The sequence below is a fragment of the Allobosea sp. CCNWLY174 genome (assembly GCF_037120455.1).
In the GTDB taxonomy this organism is placed as follows: domain Bacteria; phylum Pseudomonadota; class Alphaproteobacteria; order Rhizobiales; family Beijerinckiaceae; genus Allobosea; species Allobosea lupini.
Genome location: NZ_JBBBBQ010000009.1, coordinates 213,145 through 234,069, shown reverse-complemented (window position 1 = coordinate 234,069; position 20,925 = coordinate 213,145). Strand labels below are relative to the sequence as shown.

Annotated in this window: 17 protein-coding genes and 1 pseudogene; 5 read left to right on the top strand and 13 right to left on the bottom strand. The window is 63.3% G+C overall.

The genetic code is table 11. The features are described from left to right. Positions 1–1,305: TRAP transporter large permease (locus tag V7S63_RS23290; RefSeq protein WP_336531982.1), on the top strand; the 1,305-nt coding region annotated here is incomplete at its 5' end. Between the two features lie 82 nt (positions 1,306–1,387). Beyond that, positions 1,388–1,678, top strand: coding sequence for a hypothetical protein (locus tag V7S63_RS23285; RefSeq protein ID WP_336531981.1), 291 nt, complete (start codon positions 1,388–1,390; stop codon positions 1,676–1,678). Positions 1,679–1,799: 121 nt separating this feature from the next. On the opposite strand, the pseudogene V7S63_RS23280 reads toward V7S63_RS23285, so the two are convergent. Then, positions 1,800–2,228 (bottom strand): annotated as a pseudogene (locus V7S63_RS23280) (ATP dependent DNA ligase); the annotation flags it as partial. Between V7S63_RS23280 and V7S63_RS23275 the strand changes: the two are divergent. Together V7S63_RS23275 and V7S63_RS23270 are read left to right on the top strand one after the other, a co-directional pair. Continuing rightward, the gene (locus V7S63_RS23275) at positions 2,178–2,705 is read left to right on the top strand and encodes a YciE/YciF ferroxidase family protein (protein WP_336531988.1); all 528 of its coding nucleotides are present in this window, start codon (positions 2,178–2,180) and stop codon (positions 2,703–2,705) included. The pseudogene V7S63_RS23280 and the gene V7S63_RS23275 sit on opposite strands and share 51 nt — an antisense overlap. A 443-nt stretch (positions 2,706–3,148) precedes the next feature. Then, positions 3,149–3,697, top strand: coding sequence for a CinA family protein (locus tag V7S63_RS23270; RefSeq protein ID WP_336531980.1), 549 nt, complete (start codon positions 3,149–3,151; stop codon positions 3,695–3,697). A 147-nt stretch (positions 3,698–3,844) separates the two neighbouring features. Here V7S63_RS23270 and V7S63_RS23265 read toward each other — a convergent pair whose 3' ends face one another. From V7S63_RS23265 to V7S63_RS23210, 12 genes are all read right to left on the bottom strand, one after another. Next, positions 3,845–6,124: a xanthine dehydrogenase family protein molybdopterin-binding subunit gene (locus V7S63_RS23265; RefSeq protein ID WP_336531979.1), complete on the bottom strand. Its 2,280-nt coding sequence runs from the start codon at positions 6,122–6,124 to the stop codon at positions 3,845–3,847. A 50-nt stretch (positions 6,125–6,174) separates the two neighbouring features. Then, positions 6,175–7,161, bottom strand: a complete 987-nt coding sequence (locus tag V7S63_RS23260; protein ID WP_336531978.1) for an FAD binding domain-containing protein — start codon at positions 7,159–7,161, stop codon at positions 6,175–6,177. Next, entirely contained in the window at positions 7,158–7,664 is a 507-nt protein-coding gene (locus V7S63_RS23255; RefSeq protein ID WP_336531977.1) for a 2Fe-2S iron-sulfur cluster-binding protein, read from the bottom strand. Before V7S63_RS23255 ends, V7S63_RS23260 begins: the two co-directional genes overlap by 4 nt. A gap of 694 nt (positions 7,665–8,358) precedes the next feature. Next, positions 8,359–8,985, bottom strand: a complete 627-nt coding sequence (locus V7S63_RS23250) for a hypothetical protein (protein ID WP_336531976.1) — start codon at positions 8,983–8,985, stop codon at positions 8,359–8,361. A 491-nt stretch (positions 8,986–9,476) separates the two neighbouring features. Next, on the bottom strand, positions 9,477–11,168 hold the full coding sequence (locus V7S63_RS23245; RefSeq protein WP_336531975.1) for an FAD-dependent oxidoreductase: 1,692 nt from the start codon (positions 11,166–11,168) through the stop codon (positions 9,477–9,479). Between the two features lie 69 nt (positions 11,169–11,237). After that, on the bottom strand, positions 11,238–12,467 hold the full coding sequence (locus tag V7S63_RS23240; protein ID WP_336531974.1) for an MFS transporter: 1,230 nt from the start codon (positions 12,465–12,467) through the stop codon (positions 11,238–11,240). 186 nt (positions 12,468–12,653) lie between these two features. Continuing rightward, entirely contained in the window at positions 12,654–12,953 is a 300-nt protein-coding gene (locus V7S63_RS23235; RefSeq protein ID WP_336531973.1) for a putative quinol monooxygenase, read from the bottom strand. Between the two features lie 62 nt (positions 12,954–13,015). After that, on the bottom strand, positions 13,016–13,729 hold the full coding sequence (locus tag V7S63_RS23230) for a type 1 glutamine amidotransferase domain-containing protein (protein WP_336531972.1): 714 nt from the start codon (positions 13,727–13,729) through the stop codon (positions 13,016–13,018). Positions 13,730–13,863: 134 nt separating this feature from the next. Then, positions 13,864–14,496 (bottom strand): hypothetical protein, encoded by a 633-nt coding sequence (locus tag V7S63_RS23225; RefSeq protein WP_336531971.1) that lies wholly within the window; start codon positions 14,494–14,496, stop codon positions 13,864–13,866. 7 nt (positions 14,497–14,503) lie between these two features. Next, positions 14,504–16,759, bottom strand: coding sequence for a xanthine dehydrogenase family protein molybdopterin-binding subunit (locus V7S63_RS23220; RefSeq protein ID WP_336531970.1), 2,256 nt, complete (start codon positions 16,757–16,759; stop codon positions 14,504–14,506). A gap of 1 nt (position 16,760) precedes the next feature. Then, positions 16,761–17,222, bottom strand: coding sequence for a (2Fe-2S)-binding protein (locus tag V7S63_RS23215; protein WP_336531987.1), 462 nt, complete (start codon positions 17,220–17,222; stop codon positions 16,761–16,763). Between the two features lie 54 nt (positions 17,223–17,276). Beyond that, complete coding sequence (locus V7S63_RS23210; RefSeq protein ID WP_336531969.1) at positions 17,277–17,708, bottom strand: GlcG/HbpS family heme-binding protein; 432 nt, start codon at positions 17,706–17,708, stop codon at positions 17,277–17,279. A gap of 330 nt (positions 17,709–18,038) precedes the next feature. Here V7S63_RS23210 and V7S63_RS23205 point away from each other — a divergent pair, with 330 nt between their 5' ends. Continuing rightward, complete coding sequence (locus V7S63_RS23205) at positions 18,039–20,864, top strand: winged helix-turn-helix domain-containing protein (protein WP_336531968.1); 2,826 nt, start codon at positions 18,039–18,041, stop codon at positions 20,862–20,864. Positions 20,865–20,925: the final 61 nt, after the last annotated feature.

Sequence of the window (20,925 nt, the reverse complement as noted above, 5' to 3'; positions counted from 1 at the left end):
ATCGAGATGGGGGTGATCGCACCCCAATACATGGGCAACCTCACCTTCCAGCTCTATTCGATCATCTCGAACGACCTTCTGCTCTCGATCCCGTTCTTCACCTTCATGGGGGCGGTGCTGGAGCGCTGCGGCCTTGCCGAGGATCTGCTCGATTCGATCGGCCAGCTCTTCGGCAGCGTCCGCGGCGGCCTGTCCTATGCCGTCATCTTCGTCGGCGCGATCCTCGGCGCCATCACCGGCACGGTCGCCGCCTCGGTGATCGCCATGGGCGTGATCTCGCTGCCGGTGATGATGCGCTACGGCTACAACATGCAGCATGCGACCGGCGTCATCGCCGCGTCCGGCACCATCACCCAGCTGATCCCGCCCTCTCTCGTCCTCGTCGTTCTCGCCGACGTGATGGGCAAGTCCGTCGGCGACATGTATGCCGGCGCGATCGGCCCCAGCATCGTCCAGGTCGCGCTGTTCTGCATCTGGGTGGTGATTCTCAGCATCGTCAGGCCGCATCATGTGCCGGCGCTGCCGCCCGAGGCGCGCACGCTCAAGGGCTGGGCGCTGGCGATCAAGTGCGTCCGCGGCATCGTGCCTTCGGCGGCGCTGATCTTCCTTGTTCTCGGCACGATCTTCATGGGCCTGGCGACGCCGACGGAAGCGGGCGCGATGGGCGCGGTCGGTGCGCTGGCGCTGGCAGCGCTCTATCGCACGCTGAGCTGGAAGCTGACCTATCAGGCGATGTCCTCGACCATGCGCATCACCGCCATGGTGACGATGATCCTGATCGGTGCGCGCGTCTTCAGCCTCGTCTTCCAGGGCGTCGGCGGCGGACTCTGGATCGAACACATGCTGACCGGGCTGCCCGGCGGTCAGGTCGGCTTCCTGGCCTTCACCATGGTGTTCGTCTTCTTCATTGCCTTCTTCCTCGACTTCTTCGAGATCGCGTTCATCATCATCCCGCTGCTGACCCCGGCGGCGACCAAGCTCGACATCAACCTGATCTGGTTCGGCCTGCTGATCTGCGCCAATATCCAGACCTCGTTCATGCATCCGCCCTTCGGCTTCGCGCTGTTCTATCTGCGCGGCATCGCGCCGCCGACGGTGAGGAGCCGCGACATCTATCTCGGCTCGATCCCGTGGATCGTGCTGCAGCTTGTGCTCGTGGCGCTGATGATCGCCTTCCCGGAGATGGTGACCTACTGGCTGGACAAGCCGGTGACGCTCGATCCGGCGGCGCTGGAGAAGCAGCTCAATTCGATGCCCTCCTTCGGCACGATCGAGCTCAATGGCCTGACACCGCCCAAGCCTTGAGGGGAAAGTCTCAGCATCTTCAATCGGTCGAGAGCCAAGCGCCCGCCGTTGGTCGCAGCAACCTTTCGGGGACGACCATCTGATGAATACTGGTCTGGCGGCCGACATCATCGTCGCTCTCGACCGTCATCCGAACGCCACAGACCTCACCCGCGCCAAGGCTTTAGAGATTTCCGACCATCGCTATGGGCTTCCAGAAATACGCGAGACTTATCTACGCGAGGGACGTTCCGACTGGCTGGCTTGGGCCTCTGCAGTAGGTTCGCGCGAAATGGACAAGCAGGCGCGAAACTGTCTGCTCGATTATTTCAAAAATGGGTCGGACAAGAACCATTTAATCGCTGAAATTATCCAGAGCGATGGAGCGATGTAGCCTAGCGGTCGCGGCCTGCTCGCGTTCATCCCTTCTCGTGCATTCGTCCACCCGGGAGCGGACGTCCACAGCGTCAGGTATGGGTCGCAAGCGGACATCAGTCCTGCCGGTAGATCGCCGCCTAGTCTGCGTTTTCCCTGAGGCCCTTAAAGGAGGCATGGCGAAGCTTCTTGTCATGCGTCCAGCCGCGGTAGGCGATTTCGGCCGCAAGCTTCGGCTTCACCCAGATCACGCCCTTCTCGGAGACGCCGCGCGCCGGCGGCGCTGCAGCCGTGATCCGCTCTAGCTGCTTCCACAGTTCGGCTGCACTCCGATGCGTGAAGCCAGTGCCTACGCTGCCGACGTAAGCCAGGCCATAGTTGCCATGGGCGGCGAGCAGCAACCTGCCGATGCCCCCTATTGCAGCTGTGGACGGCTCATACCCGATGACCAGGAAGGTGTCGGACTGGACGCATTTGATCTTGAGCCAGTCGCCGCCGCGGCCCGAGCGATAGGGCGCATCGCGGCGCTTGGCAATAATCCCTTCGAGGCCGAACTTGCAGGCGCTCGCCTCATTCTCGACACGCTCAAGGACATCTACTACGCCGAGAAACAGATCCTGAAGACGCTGCCCAAGATGGCCAAGGCGGCGAAATCCCCCGAGCTCAAGCAGGCGTTCGAGAAACATCGCGAGGAGACCGAAACCCATGTCGAACGCCTCGGCGAGGTGTTCGAGGAAATCGGCAAGGCGCCGCGGGGCAAGACCTGCGATGCCATCCTCGGCATCATCGAGGAAGGCAAATCGATCATCGAGGAGTTCGAGGGAAGCCCCGCTCTCGATGCCGGTCTTCTTGCCGCCGCGCAGGCCGTCGAGCACTACGAGATTTCGCGCTACGGCACGCTCAAGGCCTGGGCAAAGCAGCTCGGCTACGCCAACGCCGCGAAACTTCTCGATCAGACCCTGACCGAAGAGCTCAAGACCGATCAGACGCTGTCCAATCTCGGCGCAAGCACGGTCAACAAGCAGGCGCAGTCCAAGGCTGCCTAACGCTCTTGCGGCTCCGGGTTTCCCGGAGCCGCATTTCGTTAGTCAGTGTGCGACGTGCGGTAGATCCGATCCGATTTCGCATCTGTGCCAGTCATCGTTCTTCAGCGGGCCGTCAGACGCTACCGGAATGCCCGGCCCTATCATCGTGCCTGCGGTATGATCGCTATCTGGGGAATGTCCGGCCCACTATTTGGGTTCAACGAGGAGACAGCTGGATCAGCGCGTCACCTGTCTTGTTCTTGTCAGGCGCGATGAGCTTGTCGAACCGCGCTCGCGCTACGACGGCGGTTCAAATGGAGCCTGAAGAGCTGCTCCACGCGTGATCCTCGCACGATGAGCTGTTCGTCCTTTTTGCTCTCGGCGATGAAGAACCGGGCGCCCACAGGATGCTTTGGTCGTCGCTGAAAAAATCGGGCGAAACACGCATTGGAAAGGAATGAGCAATGGATGTAACCATTTCATGGCGCACCCGCGCTGTTGAAACGCTTCCAGGCGCCACACTGCCGGAACTATCCGAGCTCTCGGAATTGCTGATCGAACAGCTCCACCGTACGAAGGAGACGATCGCCCTCGCCGAGTCCTGCACCGCTGGAGCGCTCGCCAGCAGCTTGGCGCGTGCGGAAGGCGCGGGGCAAGTCCTGGTCGGCGGCTTCGTAACCTATACCTCTACTGCGAAGACGAGGATTCTGGCGGTTCCCGCCAAGCTGATCGAAGCGCATTCGGCCGTCTCAGCGCCAGTGGCCCGCGCTATGGCGAAGGGTGTGCTCACCCACACGGGAGCCGCTCTTGCTCTGGCTGTTACTGGCGTAACTGGCGCTTTTGCCGATGACCAGGGCAATCCTCGGGGACGGGTATTCATCGCGGCCGCGCTGCAGAGCGGCGACGGCGTTGAATGCCACTGCGAATTCGGGCCCTTTCCGCCACCGGTCTTGCTGGATGCGACGTTACGAAGCGCCATCTCGGTCGGTCTCGATGCTCTGAAATCGCGCTGACGCGTTCTCTTGGCGAGCAATGGCGGCTGCACACCAGACCGGCTAGCTCGCTCCATCGGCGCATTGAAATATGCGGTCCAGTAGTGTCCTAACTGGGACGGCTCCCCACCCCTCTCGTACCCTTTGTGCCGACAGCTCCATCTGGCTTCAGATCAACTTATCGAGGGTAATAGGCAAGTCGCGCACACGTTTGCCAGTTGCGTTGAAGATCGCGTTAGCGACAGCAGCACCGGTGCCGGTGATGCCGATCTCGCCGACGCCGCGCGCGCCCATTGGGGCACGCGGATCGGGAATGTCGGTCCAGATCACGTCGATCTCCGGCACGTCGAGATGCACCGGGACGTGGTACTCGGCCAGGCTCGGATTCATGACGCGACCGCAGCGCTCATCGAATTGGGTCTCTTCCATTAGCGCGAGCCCCAGCCCCATGATGATGCCGCCGCGGAACTGGCTGGCGGCGGTCTTGGGGTTCAGGATGCGGCCGCAATCGAAGGAGCCGAGAAATCGCGAGACGCGCGGCTCTCCCGTGACGATATTGACCCTGACCTCACAGAACATTGCGGCATGGCTGTGCATCGACCAGTGCATGATTTCGAGCGGCTGCGGCGGCGCTGCCTCGACAGTCAGCGTTTCGCGCTGAGCGCGGCTTAGGATCGAGGCATAGCTTTCATAACGTTCCGGCTCGTCGCGCTTGCACAGGCCAGCATCGCGGGTGCCGATCTCTTCCGCCTTGAGACCGGCCAGCGGTGAGTCGTTGCCGGCGAGCGTCAGCAGCTCGGCGACCAGCTTGTTGTAGGCCGCGATCACCGAGGCGCCGATCGCTGCAGTTTGCTGCGAGCCGCCGGCCATGACGATACCGGGCAGCGTCGAATCGCCGTAGTTGAAGCGGATGTTCTCCATAGGTAGGCCGAGTCGTTCGGCTGTCACCTGCGTCTGTACTGTGGCCGTGCCCATGCCCATCTCATGGGCAGCTATGTCCACGATCGCTTGGCCCTCACGCATTAGCGTCAGCCGTGCGGCGCCGCCGGGCATGCGATAATACGGATAGGTGCCGGTGGCGCAGCCCATGCCAACGAGCCATTCCCCGTCCAGCACCGCACCGGGCTGGGAATTGCGTCGGCTCCAGCCGAAGCGCTCAGCGCCTGCCCGCCAAGCTTCGACGATATGACGCGCCGAGAAGGGCAGACCCGAGACCGGGTCTTCCTTCGGCTCGTTGCGGATGCGCAGCTCGATCGGATCGATACCAAGTTCGTGGGCGAGCTCATCCAACGCGCTTTCCAGCGCGAAAGTGCCGACCGCCTCGCCCGGTGCGCGCATGAAGGTGTTGCCGAGCATGTCGAGCTCGACCTGCTGCACGTCGAGCAGAATCGTTTCCGAGGCATAGGCGCTTCGCGTCGGCAGGATGAAGGGCTCAGGCATGCCGTTGTGCGGTGTCTTCGCCGTCACCCCGCTATGGATGAGCGCGGTCAGTCTGCCGTCGGGGCCAGAGCCGAGTGCGACGCGCTGCCGCGTTGGCGAACGCCCGCCGACGACGCGGTAGACGCCCTCGCGCGAGAGGACGAGCCGCACCGGTCGGTCGGCCAGCTTCGCTGCCGCGGCGGCAAGGATATGGTGCTGCCAGAGGGTCTTGCTGCCGAAGCCGCCGCCCACGAATGGCGAGGTCACGACAACTTGCTCTTCGGAGAGCTCGAAAACCTGGGCCAGCGTCCAAGCGGCATGGGCGACCATCTGCTGGGTGTCGTGCACGCGCAGCGTCTCGCCCTGCCAGGCCAGCGTGACGGCGTGAAGCTCGATTGGATTATGGTTATGTCGCGGCGTGGTATAGACCAAGTCAACCTTGACCGGCGCTGCTGCGAGGGCTGCCTCGGCGTCGCCCTTGGCGTCGTGCAACGGCTGACCCATGAACGCCGCAGTCCGCGTGCCTCGCGCCTCCGCCGCTGCGAAGTCGGTGTTTGCAGCCGCTGCTTCATAACTGATGTTGATCAGCGACACGGCATGATCCGCCTCTTCCTGGGTCTCGGCGAGGACGACGGCTACCGGCTGTCCATTCCAGTGGATACGCTCGTCCTGCATCACCGGCAGATCATCACCGCCCGCGGCCTTCGCCGCCGACATGAAGAGCGGCGTCGGCTTCAGTCTCGGGGCGTTACGATACGTCATGATCAGCACGACGCCTGGCGCGCCCTCGGCTGCGGAGGCATCGAACGTAGCGATCCGGCCCTTCGCGATAGTGCTGTAGGCGACGGCGGCGTACACCAAGCCGCCCATTGCGAATTCGGCCGCGAAGGGCGCGCCGCCGGTGACCTTGAGCGGGCCATCTAGCCTCGATACCGGCTTGCCGACATGCCCGTGCCGACGTTCGATCAACGGATCGGGCTCACCTCCCGGTATCCAGCTGTCGGGCGCCAGAGCGACGGCCTTCGCCATCGCGGCCTGCGCCACACCCTGGGCGAGTTGCTTGGCCTCATCGAGGATGCTCATGCGACGTCTCCTGTCAGCTGGACCAGTGTCGCGACCATCGTCCGGCGCAAAAGCTCGATCTTGAAGCCGTTACCCTTCAGCGGCTCTGACTCTGCGAGTTCCGCTATCGCCGCGGCTGAAAACGCGTGTGCATCGGCACGTGCACCGCGCAGCGCCTCCTCGGCCTTCCAGGCTCGCCAGGGCTTGTGGGCGACGCCGCCGAACGCGATCCGAACATCTGAGACCCGGCCGTCCTCAACCGCGAGCGCCGCCGCGATCGAGACAAGGGCGAAAGCGTAGCTCGCTCGGTCACGCACTTTCCGGTAGTCGGACTCTGCGGCGAACGGCGCGGCGGGCAGTGTGATCGCGGTGATCAACTCTCCGGGGTTCAGCACCGTTTCGAGATCGGGCCGGTCGCCCGGCGGCCGATAGAATTCGGTCAGCGGAATCCTGCGCTCACCGTTGGCGCCGAGGAGATGCACCTCTGCTTCAAGCGCCACCAGAGCAACGGCCATGTCGGATGGATGGGTGGCGATGCAGGCCGGCGAAGCGCCGAGGATAGCATGATTGCGGCTGAAGCCGTCGATGGCATCGCAGCCTGCGCCGGGCTCGCGCTTGTTACAGCGCGAGCCGTCATTATCGTAGAAATAGGCGCAGCGCGTCCGCTGAAGCAGATTTCCGCCCACAGTTGCCATGTTTCGGATCTGCGCGCTCGCTGCCGACAGGATTGCGCGCGCCAGCATGGGGTAGCGCGTGCGCACCAGGCGATGCTCGGCCAATGCGGTATTGCGCACGGCCGCGCCAATGACGAGCCCGCCATCAGCGTCCTCTGCGACCTCCTCAGAGAGCCCAGTGACGTCGACCAGCTTCAGCGGCCGCTCGATCGTTTCGCGCATCAAGTCGACAAGATTGGTCCCGCCACCCAGATATTTTGTCGCCGGCATCGCGCCGCGGCGGACCGCGTCTGACGCGTCCACGGCACGCTCGTAGCTGAATGGGTTCATCGCAGCGGCTCCGCGTAAACCGTCTCGATCGCATCGATGATGCCGTTATGGGCGCCGCAGCGGCAAAGATTGCCGCTCATGCGCTCGCGCAATTCGTCTCGATTGAGCTCGATCGCATCGACATTGAGATCTGGAGTGACATGGCTCGGCAGGCCACGCTTCAGCTCGCTTGCCATTGCCACAGCAGAGCAAATTTGACCGGGCGTGCAGTAGCCACACTGGAATCCGTCATGCTCGATGAAAGCCAGCTGCAGCGGAGCAAGCGCGTCGATCGTCCCCAGGCCCTCGACGGTCGTGATCGCTCGGTCCTGGTACTGCACGGCCAAGGCGAGGCAGGAATTGATCCGCTCGCCATCGACGAGCACGGTGCAGGCTCCGCAGGCACCCTGGTTGCAGCCCTTCTTCGAGCCAGTCAACCCGAGGTGATCGCGCAGAAGATCAAGGAGCGATGTTCGAACATCGACGTCGACCTCGATCCACGCCCCATTGACGGAGAACCGCATGCCACGCTCCCAAACTGGAGTTTTTCTTCGTTCCAGTTCGCAACGCGGGGATCGAACTTGGGTTCATCTGAAATCCGCCCGAAGTCGAAACTGAGTAGGATTGCAAAAGCTGACGTCGTGCGAAGTCTCCAGAAGCGATGGCTTCGCGTGCATGGCAAACTAGATCGGCACCGCTTTAGTGCCAGCATTTGCGGCGCGTCCCTGCGCTCTGTAGTCCGAGTGGGAACCCATCCTATGATCGCGCGTATAGAGCGACGGAGGTCGGGATGAGCGTGCACCTCGATTTTGAATGTCAGTTCTGCGGCTCGCCTGCCGTCTCGCTGCCCAGCTGGTTGTACGCTTCGGCGACAGTGTGCTGCGGAGCCTGCCAAGCGCCGATCGGGACATGGGAAGAGTACAAAACACGCGTCTCGAGTCAGGTCCTTCGGGCTGGCGTAATCGTGTGCGCCGATCCGATCGCCATTGGCGATACAAGGATGGAGCCGGGAACCACACCGGTCGCGGGCTCCGGCCAATAGGCGAAAGGCTCAAGCCGCGTGCTCGCGTTCATCTTCCGAACGTTGAAGCTGCGGGCCACCGGCAAGCAGTCGATGCAACACGGCCCGTGAGCCCGGGCTCAGACATCACCGCGGGGGTCACTCGTACTTGCGAGTTGTGCAGAGTCCACCGCCGCAGCCGCCTAGCTAGCGATCGATCAACCGGCGGCGCCGCCCGCTTTCTTGATAGCCTGGGCGCAAACAGTTCGACCGGCATCCGTTAGCGAGAACAGCTTGTAATCGGCTGTACGCGCCCAACCCTGACGCACCGCTGAGAGTAAATGAGGCATCGCAGCGATACCCCAAGCCGAAGTCGCATCTACAAGAACGCTATCAAAACGGCTCCGACCCATACGTTCGGCCAATTCAGCAAGAACGATCAGATCGCGCTTGCGTGCGCTATCCTCTTCATCTTTTACCTTCTCCAGAGCGTGTTTGGAGGCAGAAAGTAGATCTGGTTGAACGTTATGCACCCCCGCACGTTCAAGCAGTCGGCTCAGCTGTTCAGAGTTATGATACGGCCACTCCACTGGTAGGTACGATCGTCCCGTATTGTGGTCAAATCTAACCAGCAGCTTTACCGCACGGCCGTGAATATAGTCCACGCTGACACAATTAGTGTGATGTTGGACTGACCGTAATGCTTCTTCCTCCGAAAGCGCTCGCATGAACGGGGCTTCATAGCCTCGGCCAACGGGCAACGAGAGCCGGAACGCTTCGACCACGAGGCGCGCCAGCGGGATATCCGTTACGTCGATATATCCGCGCCAATCATACTCGCTCATCTGCCTCCCCTCTTCGGCAGCAGGATAGGTGATTGGACGGCGATGAAGCAATCCGCCGCGGATGCCGAGCGGCCATCGATCCGACAGCTCACTAGCAACCACAGAGCCCGCTGCTAGAAGGATCCAGAAGGCCTCCGGAGTCCAACTCATCAAAGGCAATATTCTTCAAACATGTGGCCCCCGGCAAAGTTGGAAAGTCGATCGACGCAAAAGACTCTTAGCAAAAGCCCGGAGCTTGGTCTCCGAATGCATACCCGCGCGGTGTCGAGGATGTTAAGCGAGGGCGTGTCGTTCTGGCGCCGGCGCGTGGGGCGGTGGATGACGTGCACCCAGCGCCCGGGGAACGTCCAACTCCTGGCGACGAGTTCGCGCGGCTATGAAGCAGTGGAAGATTGGCGCGCTTCAGACTAGCCCTTCGGAAGCTTTCAAGTCTCCGTCGGACTGGGGATGCGCCTCAACGCAGCGAGCCCTGATGCGATGCGGAGCCATGTTCAATTATGTGTGCCGCACTGCGTTTGAGGCGTGTCGGTTCGTGTCAGGAATGAGTGAATCTGGGCGATGACGGCGGCGCCTTCCCCGACGGCGGCGGCGACCCGCTTGGTCGAGCCGGCGCGCACGTCTCCCACGGCAAAAATGCCTGGGCAACTCGTTTCGAGCGGCAGCTGCTCGCCATCGCCGGCCCGCTCCCCGGTGAGGACGAAGCCAGTTCCGTCGAGCGCCACGCACTCGTCTAGCCAGCGTGTGTTGGGATCGGCGCCGATGAACAGGAAAAGATGGCGCGAGCTGCATTCCCGGACCACACCGGTTCGGCTGTCCCGAAACGTGGCGCCGGTCAGGCCTGTCGTGCGGTCGCCGTGCAATGCGGCAATCTCGCTGCCGAGATGCAGTTCGACATTGGGCAGCGCTGCGATCCGATCGATCAGATAGCGGGACATCGTCTGCTCCAGCGGGCGGCGCGCCACCAGGTGCAACTGTCGGACCTGCGGCGCGAGATAGGCAACGGCTTGGCCGGCCGAGTTTCCACCACCCACCAGAACGACGTCTTCGCCCCCACATAGCCGCGCCTCGACTGGCGAAGCCCAGTAGGACACACCGGCCCCCTCCAGCTCTTCGACATTGGGGATGGCGGGCTGCCGGTAGCGCGCGCCCGACGCGATGACGACTGTGCGCGAACGCGCAGTGCCACCATTGCTGAGCTCAAGGCTAAACGGTGCCTTCGAACCCTTGCCGTGACAACGGAGCATTTCGACGGTGAGAGGAATGGCAAGCTCGGCGCCGAATTTCGCTGCCTGATTGAAGGCCCGCCCTGCGAGCGCCTGTCCGGATATGCCGGTAGGAAAGCCGAGATAGTTTTCGATCCGGGCGGATGCGCCGGCCTGGCCGCCGAAGGCACGGCTGTCCAGGACCAGTACGGACAGGCCCTCGGACGCGCCATAGACCGCAGTGGCGAGGCCGGAGGGCCCGGCCCCGATGACCACCACGTCATAGATCTTGTCCGCGTCGAGGTCCGGGGTGATGCCGAGACAGGCCCCGGCATCGGCATTGCTCGGGCGTCTGAGCACCGTGCCGTTCGGGCAGATCATCAACGGTAAATCGTCGCGGTCGACGCCGAGCCGTTCGACAAGTTCTCGCCCTTCCGCCTCGCAGGCGGCAATGACAGTGTGGGGGTAGCCGTTGCGGGTTAGGAAGCCCGACAGCCCGACGATGCCCGGGTCATCCCGGCGCCCAACCAAGATCGATCCCGCGCCGCCGGTCTGCCCAGCCTCAATCAGCATGACGCGCCGCAGGATGAAGGCGCGCATGATCGTCTCGCCGACATCCGCCGATCCGATGACAAGTGCCCGCAGATGCGGTGCATCAAATGGGATCGCAATCGCGCCAGCGTTGCCTGCCACGACCGACATGAGGGCTGGACGCCCCGTGAGCTGATTGGTCTCGCCGGTGAACTGGCCGGGACCGTAGGTCGTGACGAGCGATGACTGACCGGCCGCGCTGCGCCGGATCGCATCAGCCGAGCCATCCAAGATCAGCCACGAGGGCGCGTTGCGGTCGCCGATCTCATAAACAACGTCGCCAGGGCCGAAGCCGTGCGGCGCCCCGCTCGCAAAGCGGCGAGCCGTCGCGATCTGAAGGCCGGAAAGTATTGGAAAAACCTGCTCCCGCCGAGCATCGCCTATTGCCATAGGGGGACCTCCGCCTGGGACTAAGTTCTCGCGCGACATCATCCGACCAGATGAAGGGCCCCAGCGCAATCATGCGGGCGCAAGCCGAGGTGCCCTTGGCAAGGTGAGCGCGAAGAGCATCAAGCCGAGCAGCGTCAGGCCGAAGCCCGCCCATACGGCGGAGAGCAGGCCATAGCCCGCCGCAATTGTCGCACTCCCCGCCCAAGCGCCGATGGCGTTGGCGACGTTGAGTGCCGCAAGGTTCATGGCGCCCATGAGTGTGGGCGCCTCCGGCGCGAGGCCAGTCAGGCGCACCTGGATGGTCGGGATGGCGACCATCATCGTCATGCCGACGCCGGATAAGGCCGGCATCAAGATCCAGACATTTTCGCCGCCGACGGCCAGCACAGCCAGTACGAACAGCGCGCTGCCAAAGCCAATGACCAATCCTCGGGTGGAATGGCGGTCTGCCAGCCTTCCACCGATCAGATTGCCGGCAGTCATGCCGCCCCCGAACAGCGCGAGCGCAACCGGAATCCAGGACTGGTCGAGAGCCGCCGTATCGGTGACGAAGGGGCCGACGAAAGTGTAAACGGCGAAGATGCTGGCAACGCCAAGCGCCGCGACGAGCATCATGGCCCAGACAGCCGGCTTGCGCAGGGAGGCGAGCTCCTGCAACACCGGCCCGCCACGAAGCGCCTCGGTGCGCGGCACCCAGGCCCACAGGGCAAGGAAGGCCAGCAATGCCGCCCCGGCTACGCCGAAGTAAGTGTTTCGCCAGCCCACGGTCTGCCCCAGGTATGTCGCCAGCGGCGATCCAATGATCGTCGCGACCGTCAGCCCGGTCATGACCAGCGCGAAGGCCTTTCCGCCATGCGCGGGGCCGACGATATAGGACGCGACCACGGCGCCGGCACCGAAATATGCCCCTTGCGGCATGCCGCTGACGAAGCGCGCCAAGGCGAACATGCCGAGATTTGTGGAGAGCCCGGATAGGACATTGCCGATGATGAACAGAGCGATCAGGCAGAGCAGAAGCGTCCGCCGGTTCAGCCGTGCCGCCGCCAGCGTCATCAAAGGCGCGCCGATCACCACGCCGAAAGCATAAGCCGCGATGGCATGCGTCGCGGTGGGAATATCGATGCCGAGGCTGGCCGAGAACAGCTGAAGAATTCCCATGCTCGCGAACTCGGACGTCCCGATGCAGAAACTGCCGAGCGCGAGGGCAAACAGCGTGAGGCCGCGCTTGGCCCGCTGTGCTTCATCCATGCAATGCACCTTCACGGCAGCGCATTGACCGCGATAGGCCTTGTCCAGCATCCATGCCTCCATGTGTCATGGCTGGGTGTCGATCCCATGCTGAGCAGTCCGCCCGGCCGCCCGCGCAAACCCCAGACCGCGGGTCCGGAGCGGCTTTATCGTTAGAACCCCTGGTTGAATGTCCCCGCTCGACTGATTGCACTGCTCGCTCGTAGGCGGCAACGCAGCCTCCGGCGCCCCGGCCGGCTATCTGACGTCTACCGCTTCGAGCACCAGGGCAGTTCGGTCGGCGAGTTCCGGAACTTTCGCGAGATAGGCCTGGTAATGCGGCGTGTTCCGGTGCGCCTCCACAGCTGCCGCGTCGCGATAGAGTTCGTCGAGCACGAAACGCCCCTCATGCGAGGAGTCGCGCCAGATGTCCCAGCGGAGATTGCCAGGCTCAGATCTGCAGTGCGGCGCCATCTCGACAAGCAGCCGGTTCAACTCGGCGGCCTTACCTGACTGAGCGGTCAGGATGGCGGTGATCTTCGACACCGGGTGCGTCATACGAAGGGTCCAGCTTTTGCCACAGGGCGGTGCAGCGATGACTTGGCCTCTGGGCCTGAGACCTAGCCCGCGGCCTTTCGCGCCTCGTCGCCGCGCTCTGCCATGGCGGCCCGCTGCAGTGCGGCGACCAGTTCCTCCGCCAGCGGCCCGGCCGAGGCGGGGTTCTGGCCGGTGATGAGGCGGCCATCGACGACGACTTTCGGCTGCCAATTGGCTGTCGAAGAGTATTCGGCCCCCTCGCCCGTCAAGGCGTCCTCCAGTTCGTAGGGCACATCCTCTCGGGCGTAATCGTACTCTTCCTTCTTTGAGAACGACGTGAGCTTCTTGCCGCGGACGAAGGGTTTGCCGTCACCCAGATCAACGCCGAGCAGTGCGCAGGGGCCGTGACAGACGGCGGTCACGAGCTTGCCCGTGGTCCACGCACGCACAACGGCTCTCTGGACGTCGGCGTTGCGCTGGATGTCGACCATTGGCCCAAGGCCGCCTGGCACGAGGATCGCGTCGTAGTCTGCTGCGTCCACCTCGGACAGCTTGCGACTATGGTTCAGCCGCCGAAAGGCTTTGCTCTCGAAGAACGCCTTCTGAGCGGGGTCGTTCTCGTCGTAGGCGTCGTAGGGCGTCCAACCGCCGGCAGGCGACGCGAATTCGATCGCGACGCCCGCTTTGTCGAGCACGTCGAAGGGATGCGCGACCTCGGCGAAAAAGAAGCCGGTCTTGCGGCTTTTCGGGCCGATCACGGCCGCGTTTGTGACGATGAACAGCACATGTTGGGTCAAAACAGTCTCCTCGGATGCTGATGCGTTCGTAAATGCGGATACCTCTGGATTGGGGTCCGGTGCGGCGCGCCCGCAAATTGCTCATCTCGCGTTGCGTGTGGTCGCCCGGTTTACGCCGACCAGTGCCCAGGCTCTCAGCCGGGACAGGGTTGCCCCGCAGCTCCCCATTGAGCCATGTCCTTGACGTGATCCTCGAAGGTCCCAGGGGGGGTCGTACGGCCAGTTCCGGGCTCCCAAGCTCTTGGGATGAAGCCGCTCAGCGAAGCATCGTGACGCAGATGCTCAAGGAGGCCGGCGGCGTCGCGGCCGCCATTGCGCCTGGGATCCTTGAGCTGGGCACAAATCTCGGTGCCGCTCTTGCCGAACCAGATGAATTCGACAGGTGCGAGCTGCCAATCGATGCCGGCCTGCGGAGGTGCCGGCGCCGGGAGGTTGGGCAATGTTGATGTGATGTGACACGTCGAGCACGGAATGGTCTCTGCTCCTATGCGGCTTTTACCTCCGTGAATGTTCATACCGTGGACCCGGGGTTTGCCTTCGCCGGCCGGTGTCCAGATCGGAATGGCCTTCGCATCGACGTGGCAATTGGCGCAGCGCGGATGCGTGACAACCGCCTCAATCCGCTTCCAGGCCTGCAGCCCCTCGGCCCGGCTGATGCTGCCTGCCGGTAGCGCGTCCTTCGACTCGCCCTTGGCCAAGACAATGCCCGTCAGAGCGACAATCGATGAACTGGCGAGAGTGAGCGCGATCAGAATCGTGGTCCTCATGGCGCCCTCACACGAAATCGATGAACTTGTTGAAGGGCATCTCTCGTATGCGCTTGCCCGTCGCGGCAAAGATGGCATTGGCGAGAGCCGGCGCCGCGGGCGGTACGGGCGGCTCCCCAATCCCCCTGACCGTGTAGTCGTTCTCCAGCGCGCGCACCTCGATCGCCGGGCACTGGTACATGCGCATGGCCTCGTGGTGGTTGTAGTTCGTCTGCTTGACGGCACCCTTGGTGTAGGTGAGTTCGCAGTTCATGGCATGGCCGAGGCCCCATACGACGCCGCCCTGGACGAGGTTCTCGAAATTGACGGGATCGATGACCCTGCCGACATCGGTAGCCACCCAGACCTTATCGATCTTGATGCCGGCATCGGTCATGGTGACGTCGACGATCTCGGCGACGGCGGTTCCGAAGGATTCGACGAACGCCACGCCGCGGCCTTTGCCGTTTCCTAGCGGCCCCTTCCAGTTCGCCATCTCGCCGACGGTTTCCAGGACTTTCCGGTAGACCGGAATCCTGCACATCTCGATGCGCGCTTGTAGCGGATCACGGCCTGCCGCGTGGATCAGCTCGTCGATAAAGCTCTCGGTGAAGAACCCGTTGGCCGAGGCACCGACGGAGCGCCAGGTCGTGGATGGCCCCAGCCCTTGTACTTCGAAGCTTTTGGCGCGGTAGTTGGGAATGTCGTAATAGACATTCCAGATGCCGACCGCGAGCTGGCCGTCGGGATCCTTCGTGGGCGCGCCCATTCGCGCTTGAAGTTCCTTGAACGGTGCTGTCGCTGCCACCTGCAGATCGGCTGCAATGATCTTCCCGTCCTTGACGCTGCCACGGTATCTCCCCATGGCGATCTGTCGGGGAATGTCCTGGAGAAAGTCCTCCTCCCGGGAGAAGACGAGCTTCACCGGGGTTCCACGCAGCTGGTTCGCGATCTCGGCCAGCACCCTGACATTCTCGAATTCGAGGCGATGCCCGAAGCTCCCGCCCATCCATTCGTTATGGAAAGTCACCTGTTCCGGCTTCAGGCCGATCGCGTTGGCTGCGATATACTGCACCGATTGCGGCGTCTGATGCCCAACCCAGATTTCCATACCCCGGTCGGTCACGACGCCGATCCCGTTGAGCGGCTCCAGCGGCTGATGTCCGACATAAGGCGCGCGATACTCTGCCTCGAGCAGTGTCCCGTCTTTCAGTGCGGCCTCGACATTGCCGTCGTTGCGCCATTCCTTAGCGAGAAATTGGGGGGTGAAGGACGAGCCCACCGTGTGCCAGTGGTCGGCCTGCTCGGCTGGATAAGCGCTCGGTTCCCACACGCAATCGACCCGCTCGGCCGCCTTCATCGCGTACCAACTGTTCGTCGCGATGACCGCGATGCCATTTGATATCTTGAGGATCTTCCGAACCCCCGGCATCGCCTGAGCCTTGCTGGCGTCGTAGGACTTGATCGGCTGACCCTTGTTGGGGTTCAGCTTAACGGCCGCGTAGACCATATCGTCCATCGTCCGGTCGATACCGAACTTCATCTCGCCGGTGACTTTGGATCGTATGTCGAGCCGCTCCATCGGCTTGCCGAGAATCCGCCATTGCGACGGGTCGCGAAGTTTGGCGACCGAAACCGGCGTAATCTTCGCCGCATCGGCGGAGAGCGCGACATAAGGAATTTTTGTCCCGTCCGGCAGAATCACGTTTCCCGCCTCGGTGCGCAGATCGGCGGCCGGCAGGCCGCCGCGCCGGGCAGCCGCCGCCTTGAGTGTTTCCCGCGCGATCGCGCCGGCCATGCGCAGTTTGTCGTAAGTGTCCGGAATCGCGCTGGAGCCCCCAGTCATCTGCAGGCCGGCCTGCCTCAGCCATTCGAGCGCGGCCGCCCGGGCCTTCTCCGCTTCGGGGCTCTGATCCGGCGCCATGAAAGGCGCGAGTTCATGCGCGAAGCCAGTGTTGAAATAGGCGGGGCTCGGTCCGGCGAAGCGGATTTCGAACTGACCGGGCTCGAGATCCAGTTCCTCGGCGATCATGAGCGGCTGGATGGAGCCGACGCCCTGGCCCTTGTCGGCATGCTGGGCGATCAGGGTGATCTTATCAGGACTGATCTCGACCCATGGATTGAAGGTCACCGCGTTCGGACCGAGGCCTGCCGTCAGCGGGTTCGCGGCGGCGGAAGCAGCGGGTTGCTGCGCCGCGCCGTACTGCCCGAAAGCCACGCCTCCAGCGACCGCAACCGAGCCGAAAACGAAGCTGCGGCGGGAAAGATCTGGCATTTCTCCCATGTCATTTCCCTCCCATCTTCGCAGCGGCAGAATGGATCGCCACACGGATGCGTTCATAGGTGCCGCATCGGCAGAGATTGCCCGACATGATTTGGTCGATGTCCTCGTCGGTCGGCTTCGGGATCGCTTTAAGGAGCGAAATGGCCTGGATGATCTGGCCGGTCTGGCAATAGCCGCATTGCGGAACCTGATGCTCGATCCAGGCCTCCTGCACCGGATGCAGCCTGCCGTTGCCGACCGCTTCGATGGTGGTGATCGTCTTGCCCACGACGTCGGCCGTGCGCGCCTGGCAGGAACGGACGGGCGCGCCATTGATCTGCACCGTGCAGGCGCCACATTGCGCGATGCCGCAGCCATATTTGGGGCTAGTGATGCCAAGCTCGTCGCGAAGCACCCAGAGCAAGGGCATCTCCGGGACGACGTCGACGTGATGCTTGGTCCCGTTTACAGTGAGCTCGAACATCATGGCGCGTTCCCTCAGCCGACGATAACATTCGTTGCAGTCAACATCGGCCGGCTAGGAATCCCGGGCCTGGTTGATGGCCGCGGCCACCGCTTTCGCTACCGCGATGTCCTGTTCAACCGAGCCCGCGCTGGCGCCGACCGCGCCGACAATCTGGTCATTGACCGTCACCGGAAGGCCGCCGCCGAAGATTACGACCTTACCGCCATTGCTGTGCTCGATCCCGAACAGCGGCGCGCCGGGTTGAGCAAGAGCAGCAAGATAATCCGTCGCCTTGTCGAACATGCGCGCGGTCTTTGCCTTGCCGATCGCAAGATCGATACTTCCTGCTAAAGCGCCGTCCTGCCGGGTGAAGGCGACGAGGGCGCCGCCGACGTCGACCACTGCGATATTGTAAGGAACCCCGAGGCTCGCAGCCTTGGCTTCGCCGGCCTCGAGCATCTGCTTGGCATCAGACAAAGTGAGTGTATCGAGCGTGCGAGGCATGGTCCCCAATTTCTCGATTTACGTGCGGCCAGATCTAAGCATCGATGGGGCGGCAGCACCGGTAAAATGATGTAAATTCAAAGCTGCCGAGGTGACTGCCTCGGCACGGCGGCAAGGCACCGGCGCCGGCAAACGCCCATGCGTCATATCACTGGCATGGACGGCGGAAGCGGGCGCGAGCTAGGCTTGTCAGGCCTGCAGATGCGGGTGGTAAGCGAGGCGTGACGTGACGAGGTCGAGCAGCGATCGCGAAGTCAGATCTCTCGCTGAAGCGCGGCGGGCTGTGGGGTACTGCGACTTGCGGCAATCCGCATCCCAGCGCTAGACGCGATGACGAGGGTCGGCAGTTCAGAAGAGATTCTGGCGTTCGGCACGTTCGAGCTCATGCCGTCGCGGCGGATTCTGCTCGAGAACGGCAAGGCGGTCGGTATTCGCAGCCGCGCCTTGGACCTCCTCTGCGTGCTTGTCGATGCTTCGGAGCAGATCCTCAGCAAGGATGAGCTTCTGGAGCGCGCCTGGCCCGGCACTTTCGTGGCCGAAGCGAATGTCCGCGTCCAGATCAACGAGCTGCGTCGCGTTCTCGGCGATGGGCGCGATGGCCGGCGATACATCGTAACCGTGCCCAATCGCGGATACAGCTTCGTCGAGACCGTACGGCGCAGCCCGGCCGTCTCGCCAAGAGGCACGGGCATCGCTGGCGATGGGCAGGAGCCCGTCTCGCGTCGCCTTCCGCCTTTGCGGAATAAAATCATCGGACGGGATCGATCGATCCAGACGCTTGCGAAACAGATCCGGCAGCGGCGACTGGTGACTGTCGTCGGCACGGGCGGCGTCGGCAAGACGACACTGGCTCTCGCGCTCATCCAACACGTGCGCATGGTTCCGGACGCAGCTGACCGGCAGAAGATCGTGTTCGTCGATCTCGCTTCGCTCTCTAACCGACACACCGTTCCGAACGCTTTTGCATCGGCAATCGGCGCAGTCGTGGCCGGCGACGATGCCCTATCCAGCATCGTGCTCTATCTGCGTGATGCGTCGTGTCTCCTTCTCATCGACAATTGCGAGCACGTGATCGACATCGTGGCCGACATCGTCGACGCCATTCTGCGCCAGGCACCCAATGTCTTCGTTCTCGCGACGAGCCGAGAGCCGCTGCGGGTCGCCGGCGAATGGGTGTACCGGCTTCAGCCGCTGGCTGCTCCGCCCGTCTCGGAGGCGCTCGGCCTGGATGAAGCTCTGGCCTATCCCGCTGCCGCTCTGTTCGCCGAACGTGTCTCCGCCCGGTTCGGCAGCATGGCGCTTCGGGATGAGGATGGCCGTTTCGTGGCTGACATCTGCCGACGCCTCGACGGTATACCCTTGGCGCTGGAACTCGCCGCCGGACGCTTCGAGGCGTTCGGTGCCCGGGGGCTTGCTGCCGTGCTGGACAATCTCTTCGCGGTGCTAAGCCGAGGAGAGCGCAAGGCGCCGCCGCGGCAGCAGACGCTTCATGCGACGCTCGATTGGAGTTTCAACCTGCTCAGCGCGCGGGACCAGATGCTATTGCCGCGGCTGGCCGTGTTCTCGAACGCGTTCTCGCTGGGATCCGCTGCGAAAGTGGCCGGCTGGGGCGATTTGAGTGCGGGCGACGTGACGGAGGGGATCGCCGATCTTGTCTCGCAATCTCTCGTCAACACGGCGGGGGGCGCGACTGAGCCCTGCTTCATCCTGCTCGAGACTACGCGCGCTCACGCGAGGGAAAAGCTCGCAGCCGCGCCCTGCGCGAACGAAGTCGCGATGCGGCACGCAGGCTGGTGCCTGTACTTGTTGGGTGAGATCGAGCGACCATCCAGCTTAGGGCGCACCGTTGACGAGCAGAGCCTACTGTCCGATCTGCGAGCGGCTCTGAACTGGGCTTTTTCGCCGATTGGCGATCCGACATGCGGGGTCTCGCTGACAGTCGCCGCAATCCCTCTTTGGCTACGTCTTTCAATGGTCGCCGAATGTCGTGAGCGTGTTGAGGAAGCGCTCGCGCGCCATGGCGAGCAAGCCGATACGAGCGACGGTGTCTTGCTGAAGCTGCAGACTGCGCGCGGCTGGGCATTGATGTACAATGCCGGCACGGCTCGACAGACAGGCGACGTCTGGAAGGCCGCTCATGGCCTTGCGGAACGTCTGGGCGACAACGAGTATCGGTTGCGGTCTCTGTGGGGTCTTTGGGCAGGCAATATGAAAAGTGCCGCATTCGCGGCGGCGCTCGAAAGTGCAGTGCAGTTCAAGAGCGCCGCCGAGCTATCTTCCGATCCGGACGATCTCGCGATCGCCGACAGGCTCATCGGAACCTCGCAGCATTTCCTCGGCGACCAGCCGGGTGCGCGCCGTCACATCGAGCAGATGCTCGCGCGCTATCCCTCGCCTGGCCATCGCTCCCACATAGCGCGTTATCAGGTGGCTCCCCGGATCGCCGCCCTGATGACGCTATCGCGCGTCCTGTGGCTGCAAGGCTATGCGGGCGCAGCCGCAGACCTGGCGGCCGCAAGCCTCGCCGAGGCCCGAACCCTCGATCACCACCTGTCGCTCTGCTACACGCTAGCCCAATCGGCCTGCCCAATCGCGCTGCTCAACGGTGACTTCGAGCAGGCGGGTCGCCTGATCGAGGAACTGCTTGCCGAGACAACGCGCCACGACCTTGAGGTCTGGCATATCTACGCGCGGGGCTATCGGGGGCATTTGCACGTGCTGCAGGGCGAGTCCGAACACGGCTTGCCTCTCATTCAGCACGCGGTCGACGAGCTTCGCAGAGCACGCTTCATGCAGCATCACGCGGCGTTCGCTCTCGCTTTGGTTGAAGCGCTCATATCTGCTGGCCGATTAGACGCGGCCGACGCGCTGCTCGACGAGCAGCTTTCTTATCTCGGCGAGGATGGCCGCCTGTGGGTCGCGCCCGAGATCCTCCGGCTGAAGGGCGAACTCGCCTTGCGTCTCGGCGAACAGGCATCGGGCGTGGCGCTTCTCGATCGATCCCTGATCGTGGCCAAGCAGACCGGCCAGTTGGGATGGCACATTCGTTCTTGCTTGAGGTCGTCGGCAAGCCGGGACGAACGTTGGCGGGAAATTCAGAGGATCGTCCCGAGATCGCTGCTCGGCCATTTCAACGCCGAGATAGCCGAACTGTAGCGGCGCTCACAATCTCACGGCGCTCCGTATGGGCAGACTCCCACGCGCATGACGGCCGGAC